The organism is Citrifermentans bemidjiense Bem, from assembly GCF_000020725.1.
GTDB classification, from domain to species: domain Bacteria; phylum Desulfobacterota; class Desulfuromonadia; order Geobacterales; family Geobacteraceae; genus Geomonas; species Geomonas bemidjiensis.
Genome location: NC_011146.1, coordinates 1,684,185 through 1,703,519, shown reverse-complemented (window position 1 = coordinate 1,703,519; position 19,335 = coordinate 1,684,185). Strand labels below are relative to the sequence as shown.

The window sequence follows — 19,335 nt, the reverse complement described above, 5'->3', positions numbered from 1 at the left end:
ATTTTATCCGTGTCATCCGTTAAATCCGTGTGCGATGCCGTTGGTCTTTGTCTAAGCAAGCCGTGCGGCGGAGGGCTGAGCACTCGCTCCGCCGCACGGCGCTGGTCCCAGGCATTGTCCCGAGCCAATATCTTCCGGCTACGCGGCGCGCAGCTTTTCCATCAATACCGGGGCCAGTTGCAGTACGTCGGCTACTACCATTACGTCTGCGGCCTCGCTGATGGGGGCGTCTTTGTCTTTGTTGATGGCGACGATGAAGTCGGATTTCTTCATGCCGGCCAGATGCTGTATCGCGCCGGAGATGCCGCAGGCAACGTACAGCTTGGGGGATACGGTCTGGCCGGTGGTGCCGACCTGATGGCTGTGGGCGACCCAGCCGGCGTCGACGACGGGACGGCTCGCACCCAGTTCGCCGCCGAATGCCTTGGCCAACTCGGCGATGATCGCGACGTTCTCTTTCTTGCCGACGCCGCGACCGGCGCTGACGATGATCTCCGCGCGGCCCAGATCGACGTCTTTCTTCTCGGCGGGCTCGTAGCCTACGAACTGCAGCTTGGAGCTTCCGGCGACGTCAATGGCCTCGACCTGCGCGCTTCCCGACGCCTCGACGGCGTTGAAGGCGCCTGCCTGGACGGTGAGGACGGCGCGTGCCCCTTTGGGGGCCACGGTGCGGCGCAGCTTCGCGTTGCAAAGCGTCAGCTCGAACTTGCCGTCGACGATGTTGACGACCTCGGAGACCTGCCCTACCTTGAGCGCGGCCGCAACCCTGGGAGCCAGGTCCCAGCCGTAGGAGGAATGGACGAACACGACGTAGTCGGGATTCTCCTTATGGATCGCCTCCAGTACGACCTGCTTGTGCAGGTCCGGGTTGTACTCGCCGAACTTGTCGACGTCCGCAAGATATACCTTGGCGTCGACCTTCGGCGCCTCTTTACCGACCAGGACCAGGACCTTCTCGGCGCCCAGGCGATCGGCGAACGCCACCAGCTCATAACTGGTGTCGAGGATCTTTCCTTCCCTTTGTTCACAGATAAGCAGTGCTTTCATGGCTCACCTCCTATTTCACGACCGTAGTCTTTTCCTTGAGAATCCCCAGCAGACGATCGGCGATCTGCGCCAGATCACCTTCCAGCACGACGGCGGAGCCGCTTTTCACCGGCGGGTAGAGCTTTTCGGTGGCGACCGCCGACTCTTCGCTCAGGAGCTCGGCAGCCGGGACGGTCACAAACTCCTTCTTCTTCGCCTTCATGATGTTGGGAAGGGTCGGGTAGCGCGGCACGTTCAGGCCGAGCTGGCAGGTGACCAGGGCCGGAAGCGGAAGCTTGACGACGCTCTTCAACCCGCCTTCGAGCTCCCTCTTGGCGGTGATGACGCCGTCGGCAAAGCCGAAGCCGACCAGAGTGGTGGTGCAGTTGTGCCCCAAGCGCTCAGCGACGGTGACGCCCACCTGGGCGGAGCCCCTGTCCTGGGACTGCATGCCGGTGAAGATGACGTCGAAGTCTTTCCCCTTGGCGAAGGAGGCGATGATGTCGGCGATCTGCCAGGGATCCTTGCGGCAGCTGTCCGGGTCCTGGACGTGGACGGCGCGGTCGCACCCCATGGCCAGCGCCTTTTTGAGCGCATCCCCTACCCGATCCGGCCCGATGGAGAGGACGGTGACGTCGGGCGCGTCGCCCAGCTGTTCCTTCAGCTGTACCGCCTGTTCCACCGCGTACTCGTCATACTCGTTCATCCGGTAGGCGAGATCGGCTTCGTCGTACCAATCGCCGCTCCCGTTGACCTTGAAACGGGATTCCATATCCGGTACCTGTTTGATGCAGACTAGAACTTTCATTTTTGCCTCCTATCTAGTTGATTGCCTCGGCCATTACCTCTGCGATGTCTTTTACCCTCACCTTTTCCGCGCCCTGGTCCTTAAGTCCGTCCTCCAGCATGGTCATGCAGTAGGGACAGCTGACGCAGATGGTGTCGGGCTGCTGCTTCAGGGCCTCGTTGACGCGGTCGTGGTTGATTCTCGTGCCGATCTGCTCTTCCATCCACATGCGCCCGCCGCCGGCACCGCAGCAGAACCCGTTCTCTTTCTGGCGCTCGAACTCCCCGGGAGCGGCACCGGTCGCTGCCTCGATCACCTGGCGGGGTGCGTCGAAGGTGTCGTTGTGGCGCCCCAGGTAGCAGGAGTCGTGGAAGAGGGTCTTGCCCAGGTTGACACCTTTGGCGGCGGGGAGTTTCCCCTCCTGCACGAGCCTTGCGATCAGCTCGCTGTGGTGCAGCACCTCCAGCTCCAGACCGTACTGACGGTAGTCGTTCTTGAGCGTGCTGAAGCAGTGCGGGCACTGGGTGACGATCTTGGTGACCCCTTTCTCCTTGAACTTGGCCACGTTCTCCCGCGCCATGCGGTCGAAGACGAATTCGTTACCCAGGCGCCTCACGCTGTCGCCGCAGCAGAGCTCTTCCCTGCCGAGGATGCCCCAGGTGACGCCTGCCTTGTCGAGCACGGTGGCGAGGGCCACGGTGGTCTGCTTGGCGCGGCTGTCAAAGGAACCGGCGCACCCTACGAAGAAGAGGTATTCGGTCTTGCCTGCCGTGAACTCCCTGTCCCCCAGGAGGGTCGCCCATTTGCCGCGCTCGGAGGGGGCGATGCCCCAGGGGTTGGAACGCTGCTCCATGTTCTCGAAAAGGTTCAAAAGCTCTTCCGGGAACCTGGCCTTTTCCTGGACCAGATGGCGACGCATCTTGACGATCTTGGGCATATGCTCGATGAGGACCGGGCAGACCGACAGGCAGGCGCCGCAGGTGGTGCAGGACCAAAGGGCGTCCTCGCAGCTGGTCCCCTCAGCCTTCTCGCCGATGAGCGGGAGCTGCTGCTTTCCGGCATTGGCGACGCCGTTCTCCAAGAGGTTCACCTTGATGTCGTGGATGATCCGGCGCGGGTTCAAAGGCTTCCCGGTGTTGTGGGCCGGGCAGAGGTCCTGGCAGCGCCCGCATTCGGTGCAGGAGAAGGAATCCAGCAGATCCTTCCAGGAGAACTGCGCCACCTCGCTCACGCCGAAGCGCTTGCCGAGTTCGAAGCTCTCGCGCGGCTGCACGTTGGGCTTCTCCAGGTTGCGGAAGTAGCAGTTGGGGATGGCGGTGAGTATGTGCATGTGCTTGCTGCGGGGCAAAAGGTTCATGAACAGCAGGAGCACCACGGCATGCACCCACCAAGAGGCGGAGGCGATAGCTTCGAGCGAGGCTTGCGGCATCCCCCGCAAAAGAGTCGCTAGCGCACCGGAGACGGGCCTCAAGGTCTGCTCCGCGCCGAGAGCGATTTGCGCCGCGTTCAGCAGGAAGAAGGCGACCATCAGGGTGGCGATCAAGGCGAGGATCAGGAGCGCCTCGCCGCTGCAGGCCTTGGTGTAATCGTTACCGAGGTAGGACGGCGCGAAGAAAAGCCGGCGAGTGAGCGCTACCGCGACGCTGACGAGCGCAACCACCGAGACCAGGTCGAAGGCGAGTCCCAGGGCGTGGTGCAGGGGGGCCGGGAGCGCCGAGAGGGTGAACCCGGGGAAGAGCCCTTCGGCCAGGAAGGAGACGTTCGCGACCAGGAGCAGCATGAAGGCCCAGAAGAGCGCGAAGTGATTCAGGCCGTAGGGTCTAGCGAGGACCCTCTCTTGACCGAAGGCGTACCGGAACATGCCGGCCAGCCGCTCGCCGGGCCGGTCGAAACGGTCCTCGGAGGTGCCGACGGCGACCAGTTGCAGGCGCTGGTAGCAGCTGAAGCAAAAGGCCACGAGGGCGATGATGAAAAGCGGCATGAAATAGATTTGAGTGCTTGGCATGACTACCTCGGAATCTCGTAAAGTCCCCCCTCCCCTCGCGGGAGGGGGGGAGGGGGTGGGGGCAGATGCCACTTCTGCGCTGCTGGCTACTTCACCCACCCCCCTGCCCCCTCCCGTCAAGGGAGGGGGGGAGAAAAGATCAAACGGCGATGCGGTCCGGGACCGACCCGCCGCGGGCACCTTTCATTTCGCGGACCCTGCGCGTCAGCGCCGGGAGCACCTGGAACAGGTCTCCCACTATCCCGTAGGTGGCCACCTGGAAGATGGGGGCCTCTGCGTCCCTGTTGATGGCTATGACTACGTCGGAGTCCTGCATCCCGACCAGGTGCTGGATGGCGCCGGAGATGCCGCAGGCTATGTAGATCTTGGGACGGACGGTCTTTCCGGTCTGCCCTACCTGACGGCTGTGCGGCATCCACCCCGCGTCGACGGCGCTTCTGGAGGCGCCGACCACTCCGCCCAGTTCGACTGCCAGCTCGTGCAGGAGGGCGAAGTTGTCCTTGTTCATCAGACCGCGGCCGCCGGAGACGATGATCTCGGCTCCGGCGATGTCGATGTCCGCGCCGCCTTTGTCGCTAATGGTCTCGATCACCTTGGCGAGGATGTCCTGCTCACGCAGGTAGAACTGCTCGAGGATCACTACGCCTTTGCTGCCGTCCTTTCGCTCGGGCATGGCCATGACGTGGGGCCTGACCGTCGCCATCTGGGGACGGAAGCGGTCGCACATGATGGTGGCCATGATGTTGCCGCCGAAGGCGGGGCGGGTCTGCATCAGGTTCCGCTTGTCGTCGATGCCGAGGCCGGTGCAGTCGGCGGTGAGACCGGTCTTGACAATGGTGGCCACGGCGCCAGCGAGGTCGCGCCCCTGGCCGGTGGCCCCCATGAGGATCACCTCCGGCTTGTGCTTTTCGACCAGGTGGCAGACGGCGTCGGTGAAGGGCTTGGTGCGGTAGTCCTTGAAGACACTCTCGTCCAGGACGACGGCCTGATCGGCGCCGTAGGCGAAGGCCTCTTCGCAGAGGTGGGCGACCTCGTGGCCGATGATGAGGGCGGAAAGCTTCACTCCGAGCGTTGCGGCGAGTTCCTTACCCACGCCGAGGAGTTCCCAGGAGACCTTGGCGGCCTCGCCCTGGTACTGTTCGATGAAGACCCATACGCCACGGTACTGCGCGAGCTTGGCGCGAAGCTCCTTTTCGGCCGGGTCGAGCTCCTCTTCGACGGCGCCGTGCTGGGCTTCCCACTGTTTCAGCAGCTCCAGCTCCTCGGGGGTGTAGAACATCTCCAGGGCGCCGGCGGCACAGACCTTGACGCACTTGGCGCAGCCGATGCACTTCCCGTCGACGATAGAGGGCTCACCGGCCTCGCTCATCTGGATGCCGCTTACCGGGCAGGAACTCTCGCACCGGGCTCCGCAGGCTATGCACTTGCCGGCTACCAGCCGTGCTATGCCGCGTGGTTTCTTGATCTTCTTCTCGTTTTGCATCACGAACTCCTTGGCGAACTAGAGAGCTAAGAGGTCTTTGGCCAGCATCTTGTCAAGCAGCAAGTGCGCGGTTCCTTCCGGATCGTTCACGCCGTCCCCGATGATCTCCCCCTGGTCGCGCTCGGGTGAGAAGATCTTGCTGACCCAGGTGGCGGACCCCTTGAGGCCTACCGTCTCCACGTCGAGTTGCAGCACCTGGTTGTCCCAGAGCGCGACCGGCGTTTCCTGGGCGGAAAGGCGCATCGGTACTGTTGGGTAGCGGGGGCGGTTCAGCTCGCGCACCGCGGTGATCACAACCGGGAGGGGCGCCTCCACGATCTCGTGCCTTCCTTCCAGCTTGCGCCTGACCCGTATACGCTTGTTGGGAACATCCAGCCACTCGATGCGGTCAACCAGGGTGAGCTGGGTGAAGCCAAGGCGGGTGGCGATGCCGGGGCCTACTTGGGCGGTGTCGCCGTCGATGGTCTGCTTGCCGCAAAAAACGATGCCAACTTCTTCCTCCCGCCCCAGGCGCTCGATGGCTGAGGCCAAGACCTGGCTCGTGGCCAGCGTGTCGGCGCCGCCAAAGGCCCGGTCGGAGAGGAGGATGGCCTGGTCCACACCCAGCGCGCACGCCTTCTTGAGGGTCGCCTCGGTGTTGGGGGGGCCCATGGAGATGGCGATGGCCTTGAGGCCGAAGCGATCTTTGAGCGCCAGCCCCTCTTCGAGGGCGTGGGTGTCGTAGGGGTTGACGATGAAGGGGATACCTTCCCGGACCAGGGTGTTGGTGACCGGGTCGATCTTCACCTGGGTGGTGTCTGGCACTTGTTTGATGCAGGAGATCACAAGCATGACCTTCTCCTTCGGTTGGACTTCGAATCTTGTTTTTTCATACCCCAAATCCCCCCTGTCCCCCCTTCGCAAAGGGGGGGACGTTAGGCCCCTCCCACTCAGGAAGGTTCTTTGCAACAAGTCCCCCTTTGCGAAGGGGGATTTAGGGGGAGTTGCTTTGCTCAGCTTTGGCTAAGGGGGACAGGCACCTTCGGAGCCAGTCCCCCCCCTTACTTCATTTACGACGCCGCGGCTGCGGCGGGGGCGTTGACGTAGTGGTGACTCACCTTGGAATCGGGGCGGTACACCTTCATCAGAGCCTGGGCCATCTCGGCGGGGGTGGCCGCTACGCTGATGCCGCAGGATTCCAAGATGGCTACTTTCTCGGCCGCGGTCCCCTTGCCGCCGGAGATGATGGCGCCGGCATGGCCCATCCTTTTTCCCGGAGGGGCGGTGCGCCCGGCGATGTAGCCTGCCACCGGCTTGGTCATGTGCTCCTTGACGAAATAGGCGGCTTCTTCTTCGGCACTGCCGCCGATCTCGCCGATCATGATGACGGCTTCGGTGTCGGGGTCTTCTTCGAACATCTTCAGGCAGTCCAGATGGCTGGTGCCGTTGACGGGGTCGCCGCCGATGCCGACGCAGGTGGATTGCCCCAGGCCGTAACCGGTCAGCTGCCAGACCGCTTCGTAGGTGAGGGTGCCGCTGCGGGAGACGACGCCGACCTTGCCCGGACGGTGGATGTAGCCGGGCATGATGCCTATCTTGCACTGGCCGGGGGTGATCACGCCGGGACAGTTGGGGCCGATCAGGCGGGTCTTCTTGCCCTGCATGTATTGCTTCACCTTGACCATGTCGAGGACCGGAATCCCCTCGGTGATGCAGCAGACGAGATCGAGGCCGGCATCGATGGCCTCCATGATGGAGTCTGCGGCAAACGGCGGCGGCACGTAGATGACGCTCGCGTTGGCGCCGGTCTTTTCTACCGCCTCAGCGACGGTGTTGAAGACGGGGAAGCCGTCGACGTTGGACCCTCCCTTGCCGGGGGTTACCCCGCCTACCATCTGGGTGCCGTACTCGCGCGCGCCCTGCGCGTGGAAGAGACCGGTGGCACCGGTGATGCCCTGGGTGATGACCTTGGTGTTCTTGTCGACTAAGATGCTCATGCTCTCCCCCCTTTGGCAGAAACGGCCATCACGATTTTCTGGGCGGCGTCGGCCATCCCGTCGGCGGCGACTATGTCGAGCCCGCTTTGGGCCAGGAGCTCTTTGCCTTTTTCCACGTTGGTCCCTTCCAGCCGGACCACCAGGGGTACCTTGAGGGCGACCTGGCGCGCCGCCTGGATGACGCCGGTGGCGATGACGTCGCACTTCATGATGCCGCCGAAGATGTTGACCAGGATCCCTTCCACGTTACGGTCGGAGAGGATGATTTTGAAGGCCTCGGTGACGCGCTCGATGGTGGCCCCGCCCCCTACGTCCAGGAAGTTGGCGGGATCTCCCCCGTAGTGCTTGATGATGTCCATGGTGGCCATGGCGAGGCCTGCGCCGTTAACGAGGCAGCCGATGTTGCCGGTAAGGGAGATGTAGGAGAGGTCGTGCTGCGACGCCTCGATCTCGTTGGGGTCTTCCTCGTCGAAGTCGCGCATGTCGCCTATCTGCAGGTGGCGGAAGAGCGCATTGTCGTCGAAGCCGAACTTGGCGTCGAGCGCCAGGAGTTCCCCCTCCGCGGTGACCACCAGCGGGTTCACTTCCAGCATGGCGCAGTCGCAGGCGATGAAGGTGGTGTAGAGCGCCTCCAACATCTTGACTGCTTTCCCCACCTGCTTCCCTTCGAGCCCCAAGCTGAAAGCGATCTTGCGGCCCTGGAACTGGGTCAGCCCCACCAGCGGATCGATGGTTTCGGTGAAGATCTTCTCCGGGGTCTTGGCCGCCACTTCCTCGATGTCCATCCCCCCTTCGGTGGATGCCATCACCGCGACTTTGGAGCTGTTGCGGTCGACGACGAGGCTTACATAAAGTTCGCGGGCGATGTTGCAGCCGTTTTCGACCAGGACCCGGTGTACCACCTTCCCTTCCGGTCCGGTCTGGTGAGTCCTCAAGGTCATGCCCAGCATGTCGCGGGCGATCAACTGCACTTCGCTTGCGCTCTTGGCGAGCTTCACGCCGCCGCCTTTGCCGCGGCCGCCGGCATGGATCTGCGCCTTCACCACCCAAGGTCCTTCGCCGAGCCTCTTGGCCCACTCGCGGGCGCTGGCGCCGTTATAGCAGACATGCCCGTCCGGGACCGGCACGCCGAATTTTCTCAATATCGCTTTTGCCTGATACTCGTGAATGTTCATCGGTATCCTCCAAGGCCGGGTGATCCTGCGGTGCGCTCTCTCTTATTGCTGGAGCGGGTAACCGGCGGATGGACCGGCTCTTTTCTGAAGTGCATTAAAGTACTTTTTTACTGTTTTTAAGCCGACAAAAAAGGCGACCGTCTCATCATGGAGGATTCAGCAGATGGTTGTTTCTCCGGATACGCGTCTTCATCGGTACCATCCCTCCTTTCCCCGCCCAACCTCCCACTTTGTTTCACCTGCTTATTCAGCGTGCGCTCTTTGCGGTGGACCCGGTGGACACCATGGAACCTTTTCAACTTCCCCCTTTGCGGGGGGGATTTGCCTTTGTGAACCAGCCCCCGCAGTTCCGCTTTTGCTACGCGACTACCTTTTCCACCAGGATCTCGGCGATGTCTCTCGGGACCAGCAGCCCTTCCAGCTCCGCTCCCTTGATGCCGTCCTCGAACATGGTGAGGCAGAAGGGGCAGTTGGAGACCAGCATGCCGGCGCCGGTCGCCGAGGCCATCTGGGAACGCTTGACGCTGATGCGGCTTCCGAGCTTTTCCTCGGCCATGATGCGGCCGCCGCCGGCTCCGCAGCAGAAGCTTTCCGCCTGGCTTCTATCCATCTCGCGGATGGTGCCCCCGGCCGCCTGAACCAGCTCGCGGGGTGCCTCGTAGGTGTCGTTGTAGCGCCCCAAGTAGCAGGAGTCATGGTAGGTGCATTCGAAGGCGCCCGGGGTCACCTTGAGACTTCCTTCCTTGAGGAGACGGTTGAGGAAGGTGGTGTAGTGCTCGGTCTCGACGTCGAAGCCCAGGTCACGGTAATCCTTGGCCAGCGTGTTGAAGCAGTGCGGGCAGGCGGTGACGACCTTCTTCACCCCGTACTCCTTGATCATGGCGATGTTCTCGGCGGCGAGGGTCTGGTAGAGGTACTCGTTGCCCATCTTCCGCATAGGCTCACCGCAGCACTTCTCTTCCTTGCCCAGGATGCCGACCTTGATGCCGGCGGCGGCGCAGAGCTTGACGAAGGCGGTGGCGACCTTGATGTTCCGTTTGTCGAAGGAGGCGTAGCAGCCGACGAAATAGAGTATGTCGACGTCGGCGCAGTCGGACATGAGCGTGACCGGCAGGTCCTGCGCCCAGTCGCCGCGGGAGGCGAAGGCGAGCCCCAGGGGATTGCCGTTGACCTCGACGTTGCCCATGGCGGTGGTCACCTCTTCACCGGGGAATTCACCTTCCATGAGGACCAGGTTGCGCCGGACGTCAACCACCTTGTTGACATGCTCCACCGCGGCCGGGCAGATCTCCTGGCAGGCGCGGCAGGTGGTGCAGGACCAGACGGCGTCTTTTCCCAGCGTCTCGACCAGGTTGTCCTCGGCTTGTCCGCGCGCGATCTCGCCCACCTGGTCGATGATCTTCATCGGCGAGAGCGGCTTGTCGGTGCCGTGGGCGGGACAGCGGTCCTGGCAGCGCTTGCACTTGGTGCAGGCGTCGGTGTCGAAGATGTCTTTCCAGGTGAGGTCCCCGAGCTTGGCGGCGCCGAAGCTCTCGGCGTCCCCTTCCATGTCCAGCGTCACCAGCGCACCCTTGGGGCCGAGCGGCGCCAGGAAATAGTTGGCCGAGGTGGTGAAGATGTGGCGGAACTTGGTGAAGGGGATGGAACAGATGAAGCCGGCGACGAGGGCGAAATGCAGCCACCAAAGCCCCGCGTGCAGCGAGCGGAGAGCTTGATCGCCAAGCCCCGAAAGCGCGTTCGCCACCAATAGCCCCACCGGGGACCAGTAGGCAAGCTCGGGCTGGTAGACCAGCTCGGTAACCGCCATGCGCGCACCCTCGATGAGAAAGCCGGTGATGAGGATGGCGAAGAGAAGGCCGTGCATGATGGCGTCGTCGCGGCTGCTCTCAAGGCCCGCCGGGCGCACCAGGTAGCGGCGCACCGCGAACCCGGCCAGCATCAAGGTGGCGGCAAGGCCAGCCAGGTCAAGGGCCAGCGAGAAGATCTTGTAGAAGCTGCCGGTGAGGAAGCGGACGTGGAAGAGAAGGTCGGTGCCGTCAGCCTGCAGCGCCACCAGGGCGGTCCCGACGAAGAGGACGGCGAAGGACCAGAAGAAGAAGCCGTGGGCAAAGCCGGGGGCTTTGACCTTGAGCACCTTGCTCTGCAGCAGGACGTTTTGCAGGAGCATCTTCACACGCTCGGCGCGGTTGTCGGTCCTGTTCACGGGCTTACCCTGCCGGTAGATGGCGAGCCGCTGGTAGCCGTAGTAGGCGAGCAGCCCCAGGGCCGCGAAGGTGACCACGTACATCGGGACCAGCACCGCCGCCCCGTGGCCTATGTTCCAATAAAGTTCGCGCGTAGCTTCCATGATCTACTCCTTGTGTCTGGGCAAAGCCGCTAAGGGAAGCCCGATGCGTCAAAATCTGTCGGATCTCTTCGTGGCATCTCCCTCACCCGGCCTTCGGCCACCCTCTCCCAGAGGGAGAGGGGATGGACGACGGTCGGTTCATCGAGATTCTCCCCTCGCCCTCTGGGAGAGGGGCGGGGGTGAGGGATGTGGAAGCGGCGTTGGCTGCCTCAAGCTCCGACGAAGGCGGGTTTTCTCTTTTCGAGGAAGGCGGTCATCCCTTCCTTCTGGTCTAAAGTGGCGAAGAGCGAGGCGAAGTGCAAAGCCTCGTACCCCATCCCTTCGGCGACGCTCATCTCCAGCCCGCTTTTCACCGCGTCTTTTGCATGGGCCACACCCAGGCGGGAGTTGCCGGCGATCTGGGCGGCGGTCGCCATGACCTCGGCCATGAGGTTTTGAGCCGGGAATACGGCGCAGAATAGCCCCCAGTTCTTCGCCTCGGCGGCTGTGATCAGCCTGCCGGAGAAGATCAGCTCGTTGGCCCGGCTGCGGCCAATCAGGCGCGCCATGCTTTGGGTGCCGCCGAAACCCGGGATGATACCCAGGGTGACCTCGGGGAGGCCGATCTTCGTTTTCTCCGCGGCGTAGGCGAAATCGCAGGCCATCGCCAGCTCAAGCCCCCCCCCGAGCGCGAAGCCGTTCACGGCGGCGATCACCGGCTTGGGGACCTTCCCGATCAGCTGCACCAGCTGCTGTCCCTTGCGGGAGAAGGCGAGCGCCTGCTCCACGTTGAGGCTCTTCATCTCGGCGATGTCGGCCCCGGCGACGAAGGCCTTCTCTCCCGCACCGGTCAAGACCACCACCCGCACCTCGCGGTCCAGGACGAGCACCTCAAAGGCGTGCAGCAACTGGTCCAGCACGGCGTCGTTCAGGCTGTTCATCGCCTTGGGACGGTTGATCTGAAGCAGCGCGATCCCGTCCTTTTTTTCCAGCAGCAGATCTTCGTACATGGCACACCTCTTTTACGCGTAGTTGTAGAACCCTCTGCCGCTCTTTTTGCCCAGGTAGCCCGCTTCGACCATCTTGGCCAGCAGCGGGCAGGGACGGTACTTGGGATCCTTGAACCCCTGGTAGAGCACCTCCATGATGGCGAGGCAGGTGTCGAGGCCGATGAAGTCGGCCAGGGTGAGCGGACCCATGGGCTGATTGGTACCGAGTTTCATGGCCTTGTCGATGTCCTCCGCGGTGGCGATCCCCTCGAAGAGGGCGAAGGCGGCCTCGTTGATCATGGGGATGAGGATGCGGTTCACGATGAAGCCAGGGTAGTCGGCGGAGACCGCCATCTCCTTGTCGAGCCGCGTCACGAGCTGCGAGATCGCCTGGAAGGTTTCCTCGCTGGTGGCAAGCCCGCGGATCACCTCGACCAGCTTCATCACCGGCACCGGGTTCATGAAGTGCATGCCGATGACGCGGTCCGGTCTCCCGGTCACCGCCGCTATGCGGGTGATGGGGATGGACGAGGTGTTGGAGGCGAGGATGGCCTCCGGCTTCAGCGTCTCGTCGAGCTTTTTGAAGATCTCCAGTTTGAGCGTCTCCTTCTCGGTGACCGCCTCGATGGCGAGATCGCAGCCGGCCAGGTCGTTCAGCGAGCGGGTGGTGCGGATCATTCCCATCACCTGGCTCACCGAGGCCGCGTCCAGCTGCCCCTTCTGCACCTGGCGCTCCAGGTTCTTGGCGATACCGGCATGGGCCTTGGAAAGCTGGGCCTCCGCTATGTCGTAGAGGTAGACTTCCGTTTCGCGCTGGGCCAAGACCTGTGCGATACCGCTTCCCATCTGCCCCGCGCCGAGTACTCCGACCTTCTTGATCATGACCCCTCCTAAACCCTTTCCAGGATTACCGCGACCGCCTCGCCGCCGCCTATGCAGAGGGTGGCGAGACCGTAGCGTTGTTTGCGTTTGTGAAGTTCCCGCACCAAGGTGGCGGTGATGCGCGCACCGCTTGCGCCTAGCGGGTGGCCGAGCGCCACCGCGCCGCCGTTCACGTTGACGCGCTCCGGATCGAGGCGCAGCCTTTGGCAGGCGATGAGCGGGACCGCGGCGAAGGCCTCATTGATCTCGAAGAGGTCGATGTCGTCGGTAGTGAGCCCGGCCTTGGCGCAGACCTTGGCGATGGCGCCTACCGGGGCTTCGGCGAACTGGTCGGGATGGACGCTGTTGGTGGCGTAGGCGACCAGGCGGGCTTTGGGCTTCAGCCCGTATTTGGCCACGGCCTCGCCGCTCGCCAGAAGCGCCATGGCGGCGCCGTCGTTGATGGTAGAGGCGTTACCCGCGGTGATGGTGCCGTCCTTTTGGAAGGCGGCGCGGAGCTCCGGGAGTTTCTTGAAGTCGACCTTGTGCGGCTCCTCGTCCTCGCGGACGACCACCTCGCCCTGGCGCGTCTTCTTCACCACCGGGACTATCTCGTCGTTGAAGATCCCGTCTTTCAGAGCCGCTTGAGCCTTCTGATAGGAGGCGAGCGCGAAGCTGTCCTGGAGGGTGCGGTCCAGCTTGTTGTCGCCGGCGCTTTGCTCCGCTATCACCCCCATGTGCTTGCCGCTGTAGGGGTCGGTCAGGCCGTCGTGGACCAGCAGGTCCAGCATCTCGCCGTTCCCCATGCGGTAGCCGTAGCGACCTTTGCTGAGCGCGTAGGGGGCAAGTGACATGTTCTCCATGCCGCCCGCGAGCACCAGTTGGGCGTCGCCAAGCTTGATGGAACCGGCGCCGAGCATGATGGCTTTAAGGCCCGAGCCGCAGACCTTGTTGATGGTGAGGGCGGGGACCGTGTCGGGGAGCCCCGCATAGCGCATGGCCTGACGCGCGGGAGCCTGCCCCGAGCCGCCGGAGAGAACCTGGCCGACAATCACCTCGTCGATGGCTTCAGCGGGAAGCCCTGTGCGTTCCATGATGCCGGTGATGACGGTGGCGGCGAGACGCGGCGCTTCTACGTCGCTCAGCGCTCCGCCGAAGGAGCCCAACGGGGTACGCAGTGATTCGATGACATAGACATCTGACATTTCGTTCTCCTCTTAATCCAGCCGCTTCGGCCGGGTCTGATCAGGCGCGGCGTCCACCTTTTGGTAAATAAGTACTACAATACCATTTTGCTGTCAACAGAAAAAAAACGGTTTTATATTTGCGTAAAAATGGACCTGGTGGACCTGGTGGACCTGGTGGACCTGGTGGACCTGGTGGACCTGGTGGACCTGGTGGACCTGGTGGACCTGGTGGACCTGGTGGACCTGGTGGAGTTCGTGAGGCTAGCGGGGTTGGTGGGACTGGGGGGAACCGGTTAGAGGGTTGCTTGTGGCAGCGCCTTGCCCAGAAAGGCCCTGGGGTTGACGCTGCAGACCTTGTGCAGCACTTCTTCGGATAAGCCGAGCCCGCGCAGGGCTTCCAGGTACTGGACGATGGCGCCCAAGTCGTACATGAAGGTGTCGCTCCCCAGGCAGACTTGGTCCTGGTAATGAATGATGAAGTCCCGGTAGCTTTCCGGGTTCTTCTTCAGGTGGGGGAGCAGGTTCGCCATATCGGTGTAGACCCCCGGGTGGTCGTCGAGGATCTTCGCGAACGGCTTGCGGCCGATGCCGAAATGCGGGAAGTTCACCCGCACCCGGGGGAAGTCCTGCACCATTGCGGCCATAGTGTCGGCATGCTCGCGGGCGTCCATGTGGTAGAGCAGCGGCAGGTCGTTTTCCTGCGCGTAGGAGAAGATCTCCCACTCGCGCCGCCGGTATTCCTTGAGCGTGATGCCGAAGGTCTTCGGGACCCCCTTCACCCCGATGTCGTTTACGTCGGTGAGCCAGATCCCCTTGATGCCGCGCACCCCCTGCTCGATGTAGCCGCTGAGGGTGCCGGCAACGTCGCCCCAAAGGGCACGGGTGTCGACCAACGGAATGATGAAGCCGTCGGAGCGGCGGGCGTGCTCCAAAAGCTCGTCCAGCTCGTGGTACAGGGGGTTGCCCCGGTTTTCGACCCAGTCGGGAATCAGGTTCCTGATTTCCTCATGACTCAGGCGGGTGTTGACCATGCCGATGGCGACAATGTGGGAGAAGCCGCTCCGGCGCAGCTCTCCGCTTTGCTCCAGCACCTGCTGCGCCCGGGCGCTGCCGGTGAAGCAGTGCGTGTGCACGTCGATGAAACCGGCCCCCTGGGCCGGAGCGCTCCCTTGTTCGACTCCCGATCTGGTCAACAAGATCATTCCCCCTTGTAGTGCGGATCTCTCTTGTCCAAAAAGGCGTTCACCGCCTCGATGTGATCGTCTGTGTGGTGCGCCAGGGACTGGAAGCAGGCGCAAAGGTCGAGGAAGTCGGGAAGGTCGCTTCTCTGGGCCAGTTTCATCATCCGCTTGGTGAGCCTCAGGGTGACCGGGGGCTTGGAGGCGATCTGGCGCGCGAGTTCCATGGTGCGCGGCATCAGCTCTTCCGGCTCCAAAACCTCCAGGAAGATGCCGAGCTTTAGCGCCTCGGCGGCCTCGACGACGCGGCCGGTGAAGGTGAGCTCCGCGGCCCTTTGGTAACCCATCAGCCGCTGCATGAACCAGGCGCCACCGTCACCGGGGGTGATGCCCAGGTTGATGAAGGTCTCCCCCACCTTGGCGCGGGTCGAGGCGAGGCGGATGTCGCACATGTTGGCGAGGTCGAAGCCGGCGCCTATCGCCGGGCCGTTAACGGCGGCGATGACCGGGATCTCGGCCTTGTGCAGCACGAGCGGGATCTGCTGGATGCCGCGGCGGTACTTGTCCTGGACCTGCACCGGCGACCCCTCGAAGGTGCCGCTTTGGGACTGCATCTCCTTCACGTTGCCGCCGGAGGAGAAGGCGGACCCTGCGCCGGTCAGGACCAGCACGGAGACGCGGTCCTCGCTGTTGACCCAGTTGACGGTGGTGATGATGTCTTCGGTGAGGGCGGTTCCGGTCAGGGCGTTGCGGACGTCGTCACGCTGGAAGGTGAGTACGGCGACCCTATCCTCAAGGGTCAGGGTGCAATCTTTGAGCTTTGGCATGACCGGACCCTCCTTGGGATTCGGTATCAACGACAGATTCCTCGCGCTACTTTTCATGGTGAACCTCCTGACCTGCTGGTGAATCCGAGGGGTACCGCTAAGGGGGACAGGCACCTGCGGAGCCAGTCCCCCGGCACTATCTCAGTTATCGGGCGGCACCTGGAAAACCGCCTCGACCAAGGTGATCCTACCCTCTTCGAGGTTGCGCAGCTGGTTCCCGGCCATGGCCGGAAATCCCTCGCCAAGTAGCAGGTGCAACCCGAAGGGGCTCGCCCCACCCTCACGACTCTTCTGCTGCCTGCGGCGAAACCACTCCAACCCGTCTTTGGTCACGTCCTGCCAGAACAGAGGCTGGAACCCTTCTTCCGTCAAGAGCCGGCGCAAATCCTCCTGGCTTGCCAGAAAACTCGCCGACGGATCCCTTGCCCACGGCACCGGAAAATGTACTTCTCCTCCGGGCCCTGCAAGTATCTCGTAGAAGGCGAGCCTGCCGCCCGGCTTCAGCACCCGCCGGATCTCGCGGTAGAGCTTCGGCTTGTCCTCGATGTTCATGGACAGGTGCTGGATCCAGACCAGATCGAAGGCGGCGTCGCCAAAGGGGAGCTCCAGCGCGTCGGCCTGGAGGTAGGCGACCCGGTCGCTCATCCCGAGCCGCTCGGAGAGCATCCTCGCCACGTGGCAGTAGTCGGAGCTTTGGTCGACTCCGATGACGTGGCAGTCCAATAGACGCGAGAGATAGCGCGAAGCCCCTCCCAGCCCACAGCCGACGTCGAGGACCAGCAGTCCCGGCGCGGGCTCCAGCGCCGCGGCGAGCTCCTGTGTGGCCGCCGCCCCGCGCACGTGGAATTCGTCGATCGCGGTGAGGTCTTCCGGCCTCAGCTGGTCCGGGTTCTTTTCCGCCGCGACCAGCGCCGCCAGCACCCTGGATTCCAGGTCGGGGGAGCTGTAGTGGCCGGCGACGGCGGCTGGTCTCATCGGCTCGTGCGCGGGCATCATGGACGCCTCCTCAGGCTCCGGCGTAGGCGCCCGTGAACTGCGCCGGGCGCGGCGCCTTCTTTTCCGGCGCGTCGGCTACGGTGGCCGACTTGCCGCAGGTCTGCGCGTCCACCACGGCGATGGCCGCCATGTTGACTATGTCCATGACGTCGTCCCCCTGCTGCAGGATGTGCACCGGCTTGTTCATCCCCATGAGGATGGGACCGATGGCGTCGGCGCCGCCCAACTGCCGCAGGAGCTTGTAGCAGATGTTCCCCGAAGTAAGGTCCGGGAAGACCAGGACATTAGCAGCTTTTTTCAGTGTCGTGAAGGGGAAATTCGCCTGCAGCATCTCGGAAACGACGGCGGTATCCGCCTGCATCTCCCCGTCGATGTCGAGCCCGGGCGCCCTCTTTTTCACCATCTCCACGGCGCTTCTCACCCGGTCGGCCTGCGGATGCCGCACCGAGCCGAAGTTGGACATGGAGAGCATGGCGACGCTCGGGTCGATGCCGAGCATGGCCGCCTTGTCCGCCGCGAGGATCGCCGTCTCGGCCAGCTCCGCAGCATCCGGATCGATGCAGACGGTGGTGTCGGCCAGGAAGAAGATGTCCTTCTTGAAGACCATCATGTAGAGGCCGTGCACGCTGGAGAGCCCTTCCTGTTTGCCGATCACCTGCAGCGCGGGGCGGATGGTGTCGGCGTAGTTGGCGTCGACCCCGGCCAAAAGGGCGTCGGCGTGGCCGCGGCGCACCATCATGCAGCCGAAGTGGGTGCGCGACTTGCGGCTGATGAGCCTGCGGGCCTCGGAGAGGGTGAGCCCCTTTCTCTGCCTGAGCAGGAAGAGTTCGCTGGCGTACGATTCGGAGTGTTCCGAGGTGGCCGGGTCGATGATGGTGACCCCGCCGTTCAGGTCGATGTCGAGATGTTTCAGGGTGCAGCGGATCTTGTCTTCGTTCCCCAGAAGGATCGGCCGCGCGATCCCCTGCTCGACCAGCATCTGCGCTGCGCGCAGCACCTTGTCGTTTTCGCCCTCGGGGAAGACCACGGTCTTCGGATCGCATTTGGCCTTGTTGATGATCTGGCGCAGCGTCTCCTTGGATTTGCCCTGCAGCGACTCCAGATGCTCCACGTACTTGTTCATGTCCGCGATGGGCTGGCGCGCCACCCCCGTCTCCATTGCCGCCTTGGCTATGGCCGGGGCGACCCGCAACAGCGCCCGGGGGTCGAAGGGTTTGGGGATGATGTAATCGCGGCCGAAGCTGAACTTGACGTCGCCATAGGCGCGGCAGACGGAGTCGGGGCATTCCTCGCGGGCGAGTTCCGCCAGGGCGAAGACTGCCGCCTTTTTCATCTCTTCGTTGATGGTGGTGGCCCGCACGTCGAGCGCGCCGCGGAAGATGAACGGGAAGCCCAGCACGTTGTTGACCTGGTTCGGATAGTCGGAGCGCCCGGTGGCGATGAGTACGTCGCCGCGGACCGCGTGCGCCTCTTCCGGGGTGATCTCGGGGTCCGGATTCGCCATGGCGAAGATGATGGGGTTGGCCGCCATGCTGCGCACCATGTCCTGGGTGATGGCCCCTTTGGAGGAGAGACCATACATGACGTCGCAGCCGACCGCCGCCTCTTCCAGGGTGCGCAGCGGGGTGTCGGCGGCGAAGCGCTCCTTGTACTTGTTCATCCCCTCCACTCTCCCCTTGTAGATGACCCCCTTGGTGTCGCACATGATGAGGTTTTCCAGCTTGAGGCCCAGGGAGATGGCGAGGTTCGCGCATGCGTTGGCCGATGCGCCTGCGCCGTTCACCACTATCTTCACGTCCTCTATCTTCTTGCCGACCAGTTCGAGCGCGTTGATGAGCCCGGCTGCCGAGATGATCGCCGTTCCGTGCTGGTCGTCGTGGAAGACCGGGATGTTCATGGTCTTCTTCAGTTCCTCTTCGATGTAGAAGCACTCGGGCGCCTTGATGTCCTCCAGGTTGATGCCGCCGAAGGTGGGCTCCAGAAGCTGGCAGGCCTTGATGATCTCGTCCGGGTCCTCGCTGTTCAACTCGATATCGAAGACGTCGACGTCGGCGAAGCGCTTGAAGAGAACCCCCTTCCCTTCCATGACCGGCTTGCCCGCGAGCGCGCCGATGTTGCCGAGGCCAAGGACGGCGGTGCCGTTGGATACCACGGCCACCAAGTTCCCCTTGGCGGTGTACTGGTAGGCGTCCTCAGGGTTCTGCTCGATGGCGAGGCAGGGCTCGGCGACTCCCGGCGAATAGGCCAGCGACAGGTCCTGCGCGGTCTGGCACGGCTTGGTGGCGATTACCTCGATCTTCCCCTTGCGGCCAGTGGCATGGTATTCCAGTGCATCGGACATCTTCTTCATATCGGCGAACCCTCCAAAGGCAATTGACAATTGATAACCAACGGCAATTGACAATTGATAATTGACAATTGACGACGATCTCCGCTACTCCTCCCCCCGGGGGGGGGAGGCTGGGAGGGGGGCCGGAAGCTGCCATGAGTAACAGCCGCCCCACCCCGACCCTCCCCCT

At 63.3% G+C, this 19,335-nt stretch carries 16 protein-coding genes; 1 reads left to right on the top strand and 15 read right to left on the bottom strand.

Features of this window, described 5'->3' with window-relative positions; genetic code table 11:
* Window positions 1–138: 138 nt before the first annotated feature.
* The 11 genes from GBEM_RS07385 to GBEM_RS07335 form a co-directional block, all read right to left on the bottom strand.
* Entirely contained in the window at window positions 139–1,047 is a 909-nt protein-coding gene (locus GBEM_RS07385; RefSeq protein WP_012529901.1) for an electron transfer flavoprotein subunit alpha/FixB family protein, read from the bottom strand.
* Window positions 1,048–1,057: 10 nt separating this feature from the next.
* The gene (locus tag GBEM_RS07380; RefSeq protein WP_012529900.1) at window positions 1,058–1,834 is read right to left on the bottom strand and encodes an electron transfer flavoprotein subunit beta/FixA family protein; all 777 of its coding nucleotides are present in this window, start codon (window positions 1,832–1,834) and stop codon (window positions 1,058–1,060) included.
* A 13-nt stretch (window positions 1,835–1,847) separates the two neighbouring features.
* Complete coding sequence (locus GBEM_RS07375; protein ID WP_012529899.1) at window positions 1,848–3,818, bottom strand: (Fe-S)-binding protein; 1,971 nt, start codon at window positions 3,816–3,818, stop codon at window positions 1,848–1,850.
* Between the two features lie 139 nt (window positions 3,819–3,957).
* Window positions 3,958–5,301 (bottom strand): FAD-binding protein, encoded by a 1,344-nt coding sequence (locus GBEM_RS07370; protein ID WP_012529898.1) that lies wholly within the window; start codon window positions 5,299–5,301, stop codon window positions 3,958–3,960.
* Window positions 5,302–5,319: 18 nt separating this feature from the next.
* A complete protein-coding gene (locus GBEM_RS07365; protein ID WP_012529897.1) occupies window positions 5,320–6,132 on the bottom strand; it encodes an electron transfer flavoprotein subunit beta/FixA family protein in 813 nt (270 codons plus the stop codon).
* A 218-nt stretch (window positions 6,133–6,350) separates the two neighbouring features.
* On the bottom strand, window positions 6,351–7,277 hold the full coding sequence (sucD, locus tag GBEM_RS07360; RefSeq protein ID WP_012529896.1) for a succinate--CoA ligase subunit alpha: 927 nt from the start codon (window positions 7,275–7,277) through the stop codon (window positions 6,351–6,353).
* Entirely contained in the window at window positions 7,274–8,452 is a 1,179-nt protein-coding gene (gene sucC, locus GBEM_RS07355; protein WP_012529895.1) for an ADP-forming succinate--CoA ligase subunit beta, read from the bottom strand. The genes sucD and sucC overlap by 4 nt, the downstream gene beginning before the upstream one ends.
* A gap of 358 nt (window positions 8,453–8,810) precedes the next feature.
* Window positions 8,811–10,799 (bottom strand): (Fe-S)-binding protein, encoded by a 1,989-nt coding sequence (locus tag GBEM_RS07350; protein WP_012529894.1) that lies wholly within the window; start codon window positions 10,797–10,799, stop codon window positions 8,811–8,813.
* A gap of 209 nt (window positions 10,800–11,008) precedes the next feature.
* On the bottom strand, window positions 11,009–11,788 hold the full coding sequence (locus GBEM_RS07345; RefSeq protein WP_012529893.1) for an enoyl-CoA hydratase/isomerase family protein: 780 nt from the start codon (window positions 11,786–11,788) through the stop codon (window positions 11,009–11,011).
* 12 nt (window positions 11,789–11,800) lie between these two features.
* Window positions 11,801–12,649 carry a 3-hydroxybutyryl-CoA dehydrogenase gene (locus GBEM_RS07340; protein WP_012529892.1) on the bottom strand — a complete coding sequence of 283 codons (849 nt, stop codon included), beginning with the start codon at window positions 12,647–12,649 and terminating at the stop codon, window positions 11,801–11,803.
* 8 nt (window positions 12,650–12,657) lie between these two features.
* A complete protein-coding gene (locus GBEM_RS07335) occupies window positions 12,658–13,833 on the bottom strand; it encodes a thiolase family protein (protein ID WP_012529891.1) in 1,176 nt (391 codons plus the stop codon).
* Between the two features lie 129 nt (window positions 13,834–13,962).
* On the opposite strand from GBEM_RS07335, the gene GBEM_RS21745 reads away from it, so the two are divergent.
* Window positions 13,963–14,112 (top strand): hypothetical protein, encoded by a 150-nt coding sequence (locus GBEM_RS21745; RefSeq protein WP_012529890.1) that lies wholly within the window; start codon window positions 13,963–13,965, stop codon window positions 14,110–14,112.
* Here the strand turns inward: GBEM_RS21745 and GBEM_RS07330 are convergent.
* The 4 genes from GBEM_RS07330 to GBEM_RS07315 form a co-directional block, all read right to left on the bottom strand.
* On the bottom strand, window positions 14,109–15,017 hold the full coding sequence (locus GBEM_RS07330) for an amidohydrolase family protein (RefSeq protein ID WP_083770222.1): 909 nt from the start codon (window positions 15,015–15,017) through the stop codon (window positions 14,109–14,111). The genes GBEM_RS21745 and GBEM_RS07330 overlap by 4 nt on opposite strands.
* Window positions 15,014–15,820 (bottom strand): enoyl-CoA hydratase-related protein, encoded by an 807-nt coding sequence (locus GBEM_RS07325; protein ID WP_449727600.1) that lies wholly within the window; start codon window positions 15,818–15,820, stop codon window positions 15,014–15,016. Before GBEM_RS07325 ends, GBEM_RS07330 begins: the two co-directional genes overlap by 4 nt.
* Before the next feature lie 141 nt (window positions 15,821–15,961).
* On the bottom strand, window positions 15,962–16,816 hold the full coding sequence (locus GBEM_RS07320) for a class I SAM-dependent methyltransferase (protein WP_012529887.1): 855 nt from the start codon (window positions 16,814–16,816) through the stop codon (window positions 15,962–15,964).
* 10 nt (window positions 16,817–16,826) lie between these two features.
* Window positions 16,827–19,166 carry an NADP-dependent malic enzyme gene (locus GBEM_RS07315; protein WP_012529886.1) on the bottom strand — a complete coding sequence of 780 codons (2,340 nt, stop codon included), beginning with the start codon at window positions 19,164–19,166 and terminating at the stop codon, window positions 16,827–16,829.
* Between the last annotated feature and the right edge of the window lie 169 nt (window positions 19,167–19,335).

Coding starts and splice junctions, on each gene's coding strand:
- GBEM_RS07385 (WP_012529901.1), bottom strand. CDS start 1,047: ATGAAAGCACTGCTTATCTGTGAACAAAGGGAAGGAAAGATCCTCGAC.
- GBEM_RS07380 (WP_012529900.1), bottom strand. CDS start 1,834: ATGAAAGTTCTAGTCTGCATCAAACAGGTACCGGATATGGAATCCCGT.
- GBEM_RS07375 (WP_012529899.1), bottom strand. CDS start 3,818: ATGCCAAGCACTCAAATCTATTTCATGCCGCTTTTCATCATCGCCCTC.
- GBEM_RS07370 (WP_012529898.1), bottom strand. CDS start 5,301: ATGCAAAACGAGAAGAAGATCAAGAAACCACGCGGCATAGCACGGCTG.
- GBEM_RS07365 (WP_012529897.1), bottom strand. CDS start 6,132: ATGCTTGTGATCTCCTGCATCAAACAAGTGCCAGACACCACCCAGGTG.
- sucD (WP_012529896.1), bottom strand. CDS start 7,277: ATGAGCATCTTAGTCGACAAGAACACCAAGGTCATCACCCAGGGCATC.
- sucC (WP_012529895.1), bottom strand. CDS start 8,452: ATGAACATTCACGAGTATCAGGCAAAAGCGATATTGAGAAAATTCGGC.
- GBEM_RS07350 (WP_012529894.1), bottom strand. CDS start 10,799: ATGGAAGCTACGCGCGAACTTTATTGGAACATAGGCCACGGGGCGGCG.
- GBEM_RS07345 (WP_012529893.1), bottom strand. CDS start 11,788: ATGTACGAAGATCTGCTGCTGGAAAAAAAGGACGGGATCGCGCTGCTT.
- GBEM_RS07340 (WP_012529892.1), bottom strand. CDS start 12,649: ATGATCAAGAAGGTCGGAGTACTCGGCGCGGGGCAGATGGGAAGCGGT.
- GBEM_RS07335 (WP_012529891.1), bottom strand. CDS start 13,833: ATGTCAGATGTCTATGTCATCGAATCACTGCGTACCCCGTTGGGCTCC.
- GBEM_RS21745 (WP_012529890.1), top strand. CDS start 13,963: ATGGACCTGGTGGACCTGGTGGACCTGGTGGACCTGGTGGACCTGGTG.
- GBEM_RS07330 (WP_083770222.1), bottom strand. CDS start 15,017: ATGATCTTGTTGACCAGATCGGGAGTCGAACAAGGGAGCGCTCCGGCC.
- GBEM_RS07325 (WP_449727600.1), bottom strand. CDS start 15,820: ATGCCAAAGCTCAAAGATTGCACCCTGACCCTTGAGGATAGGGTCGCC.
- GBEM_RS07320 (WP_012529887.1), bottom strand. CDS start 16,816: ATGATGCCCGCGCACGAGCCGATGAGACCAGCCGCCGTCGCCGGCCAC.
- GBEM_RS07315 (WP_012529886.1), bottom strand. CDS start 19,166: ATGAAGAAGATGTCCGATGCACTGGAATACCATGCCACTGGCCGCAAG.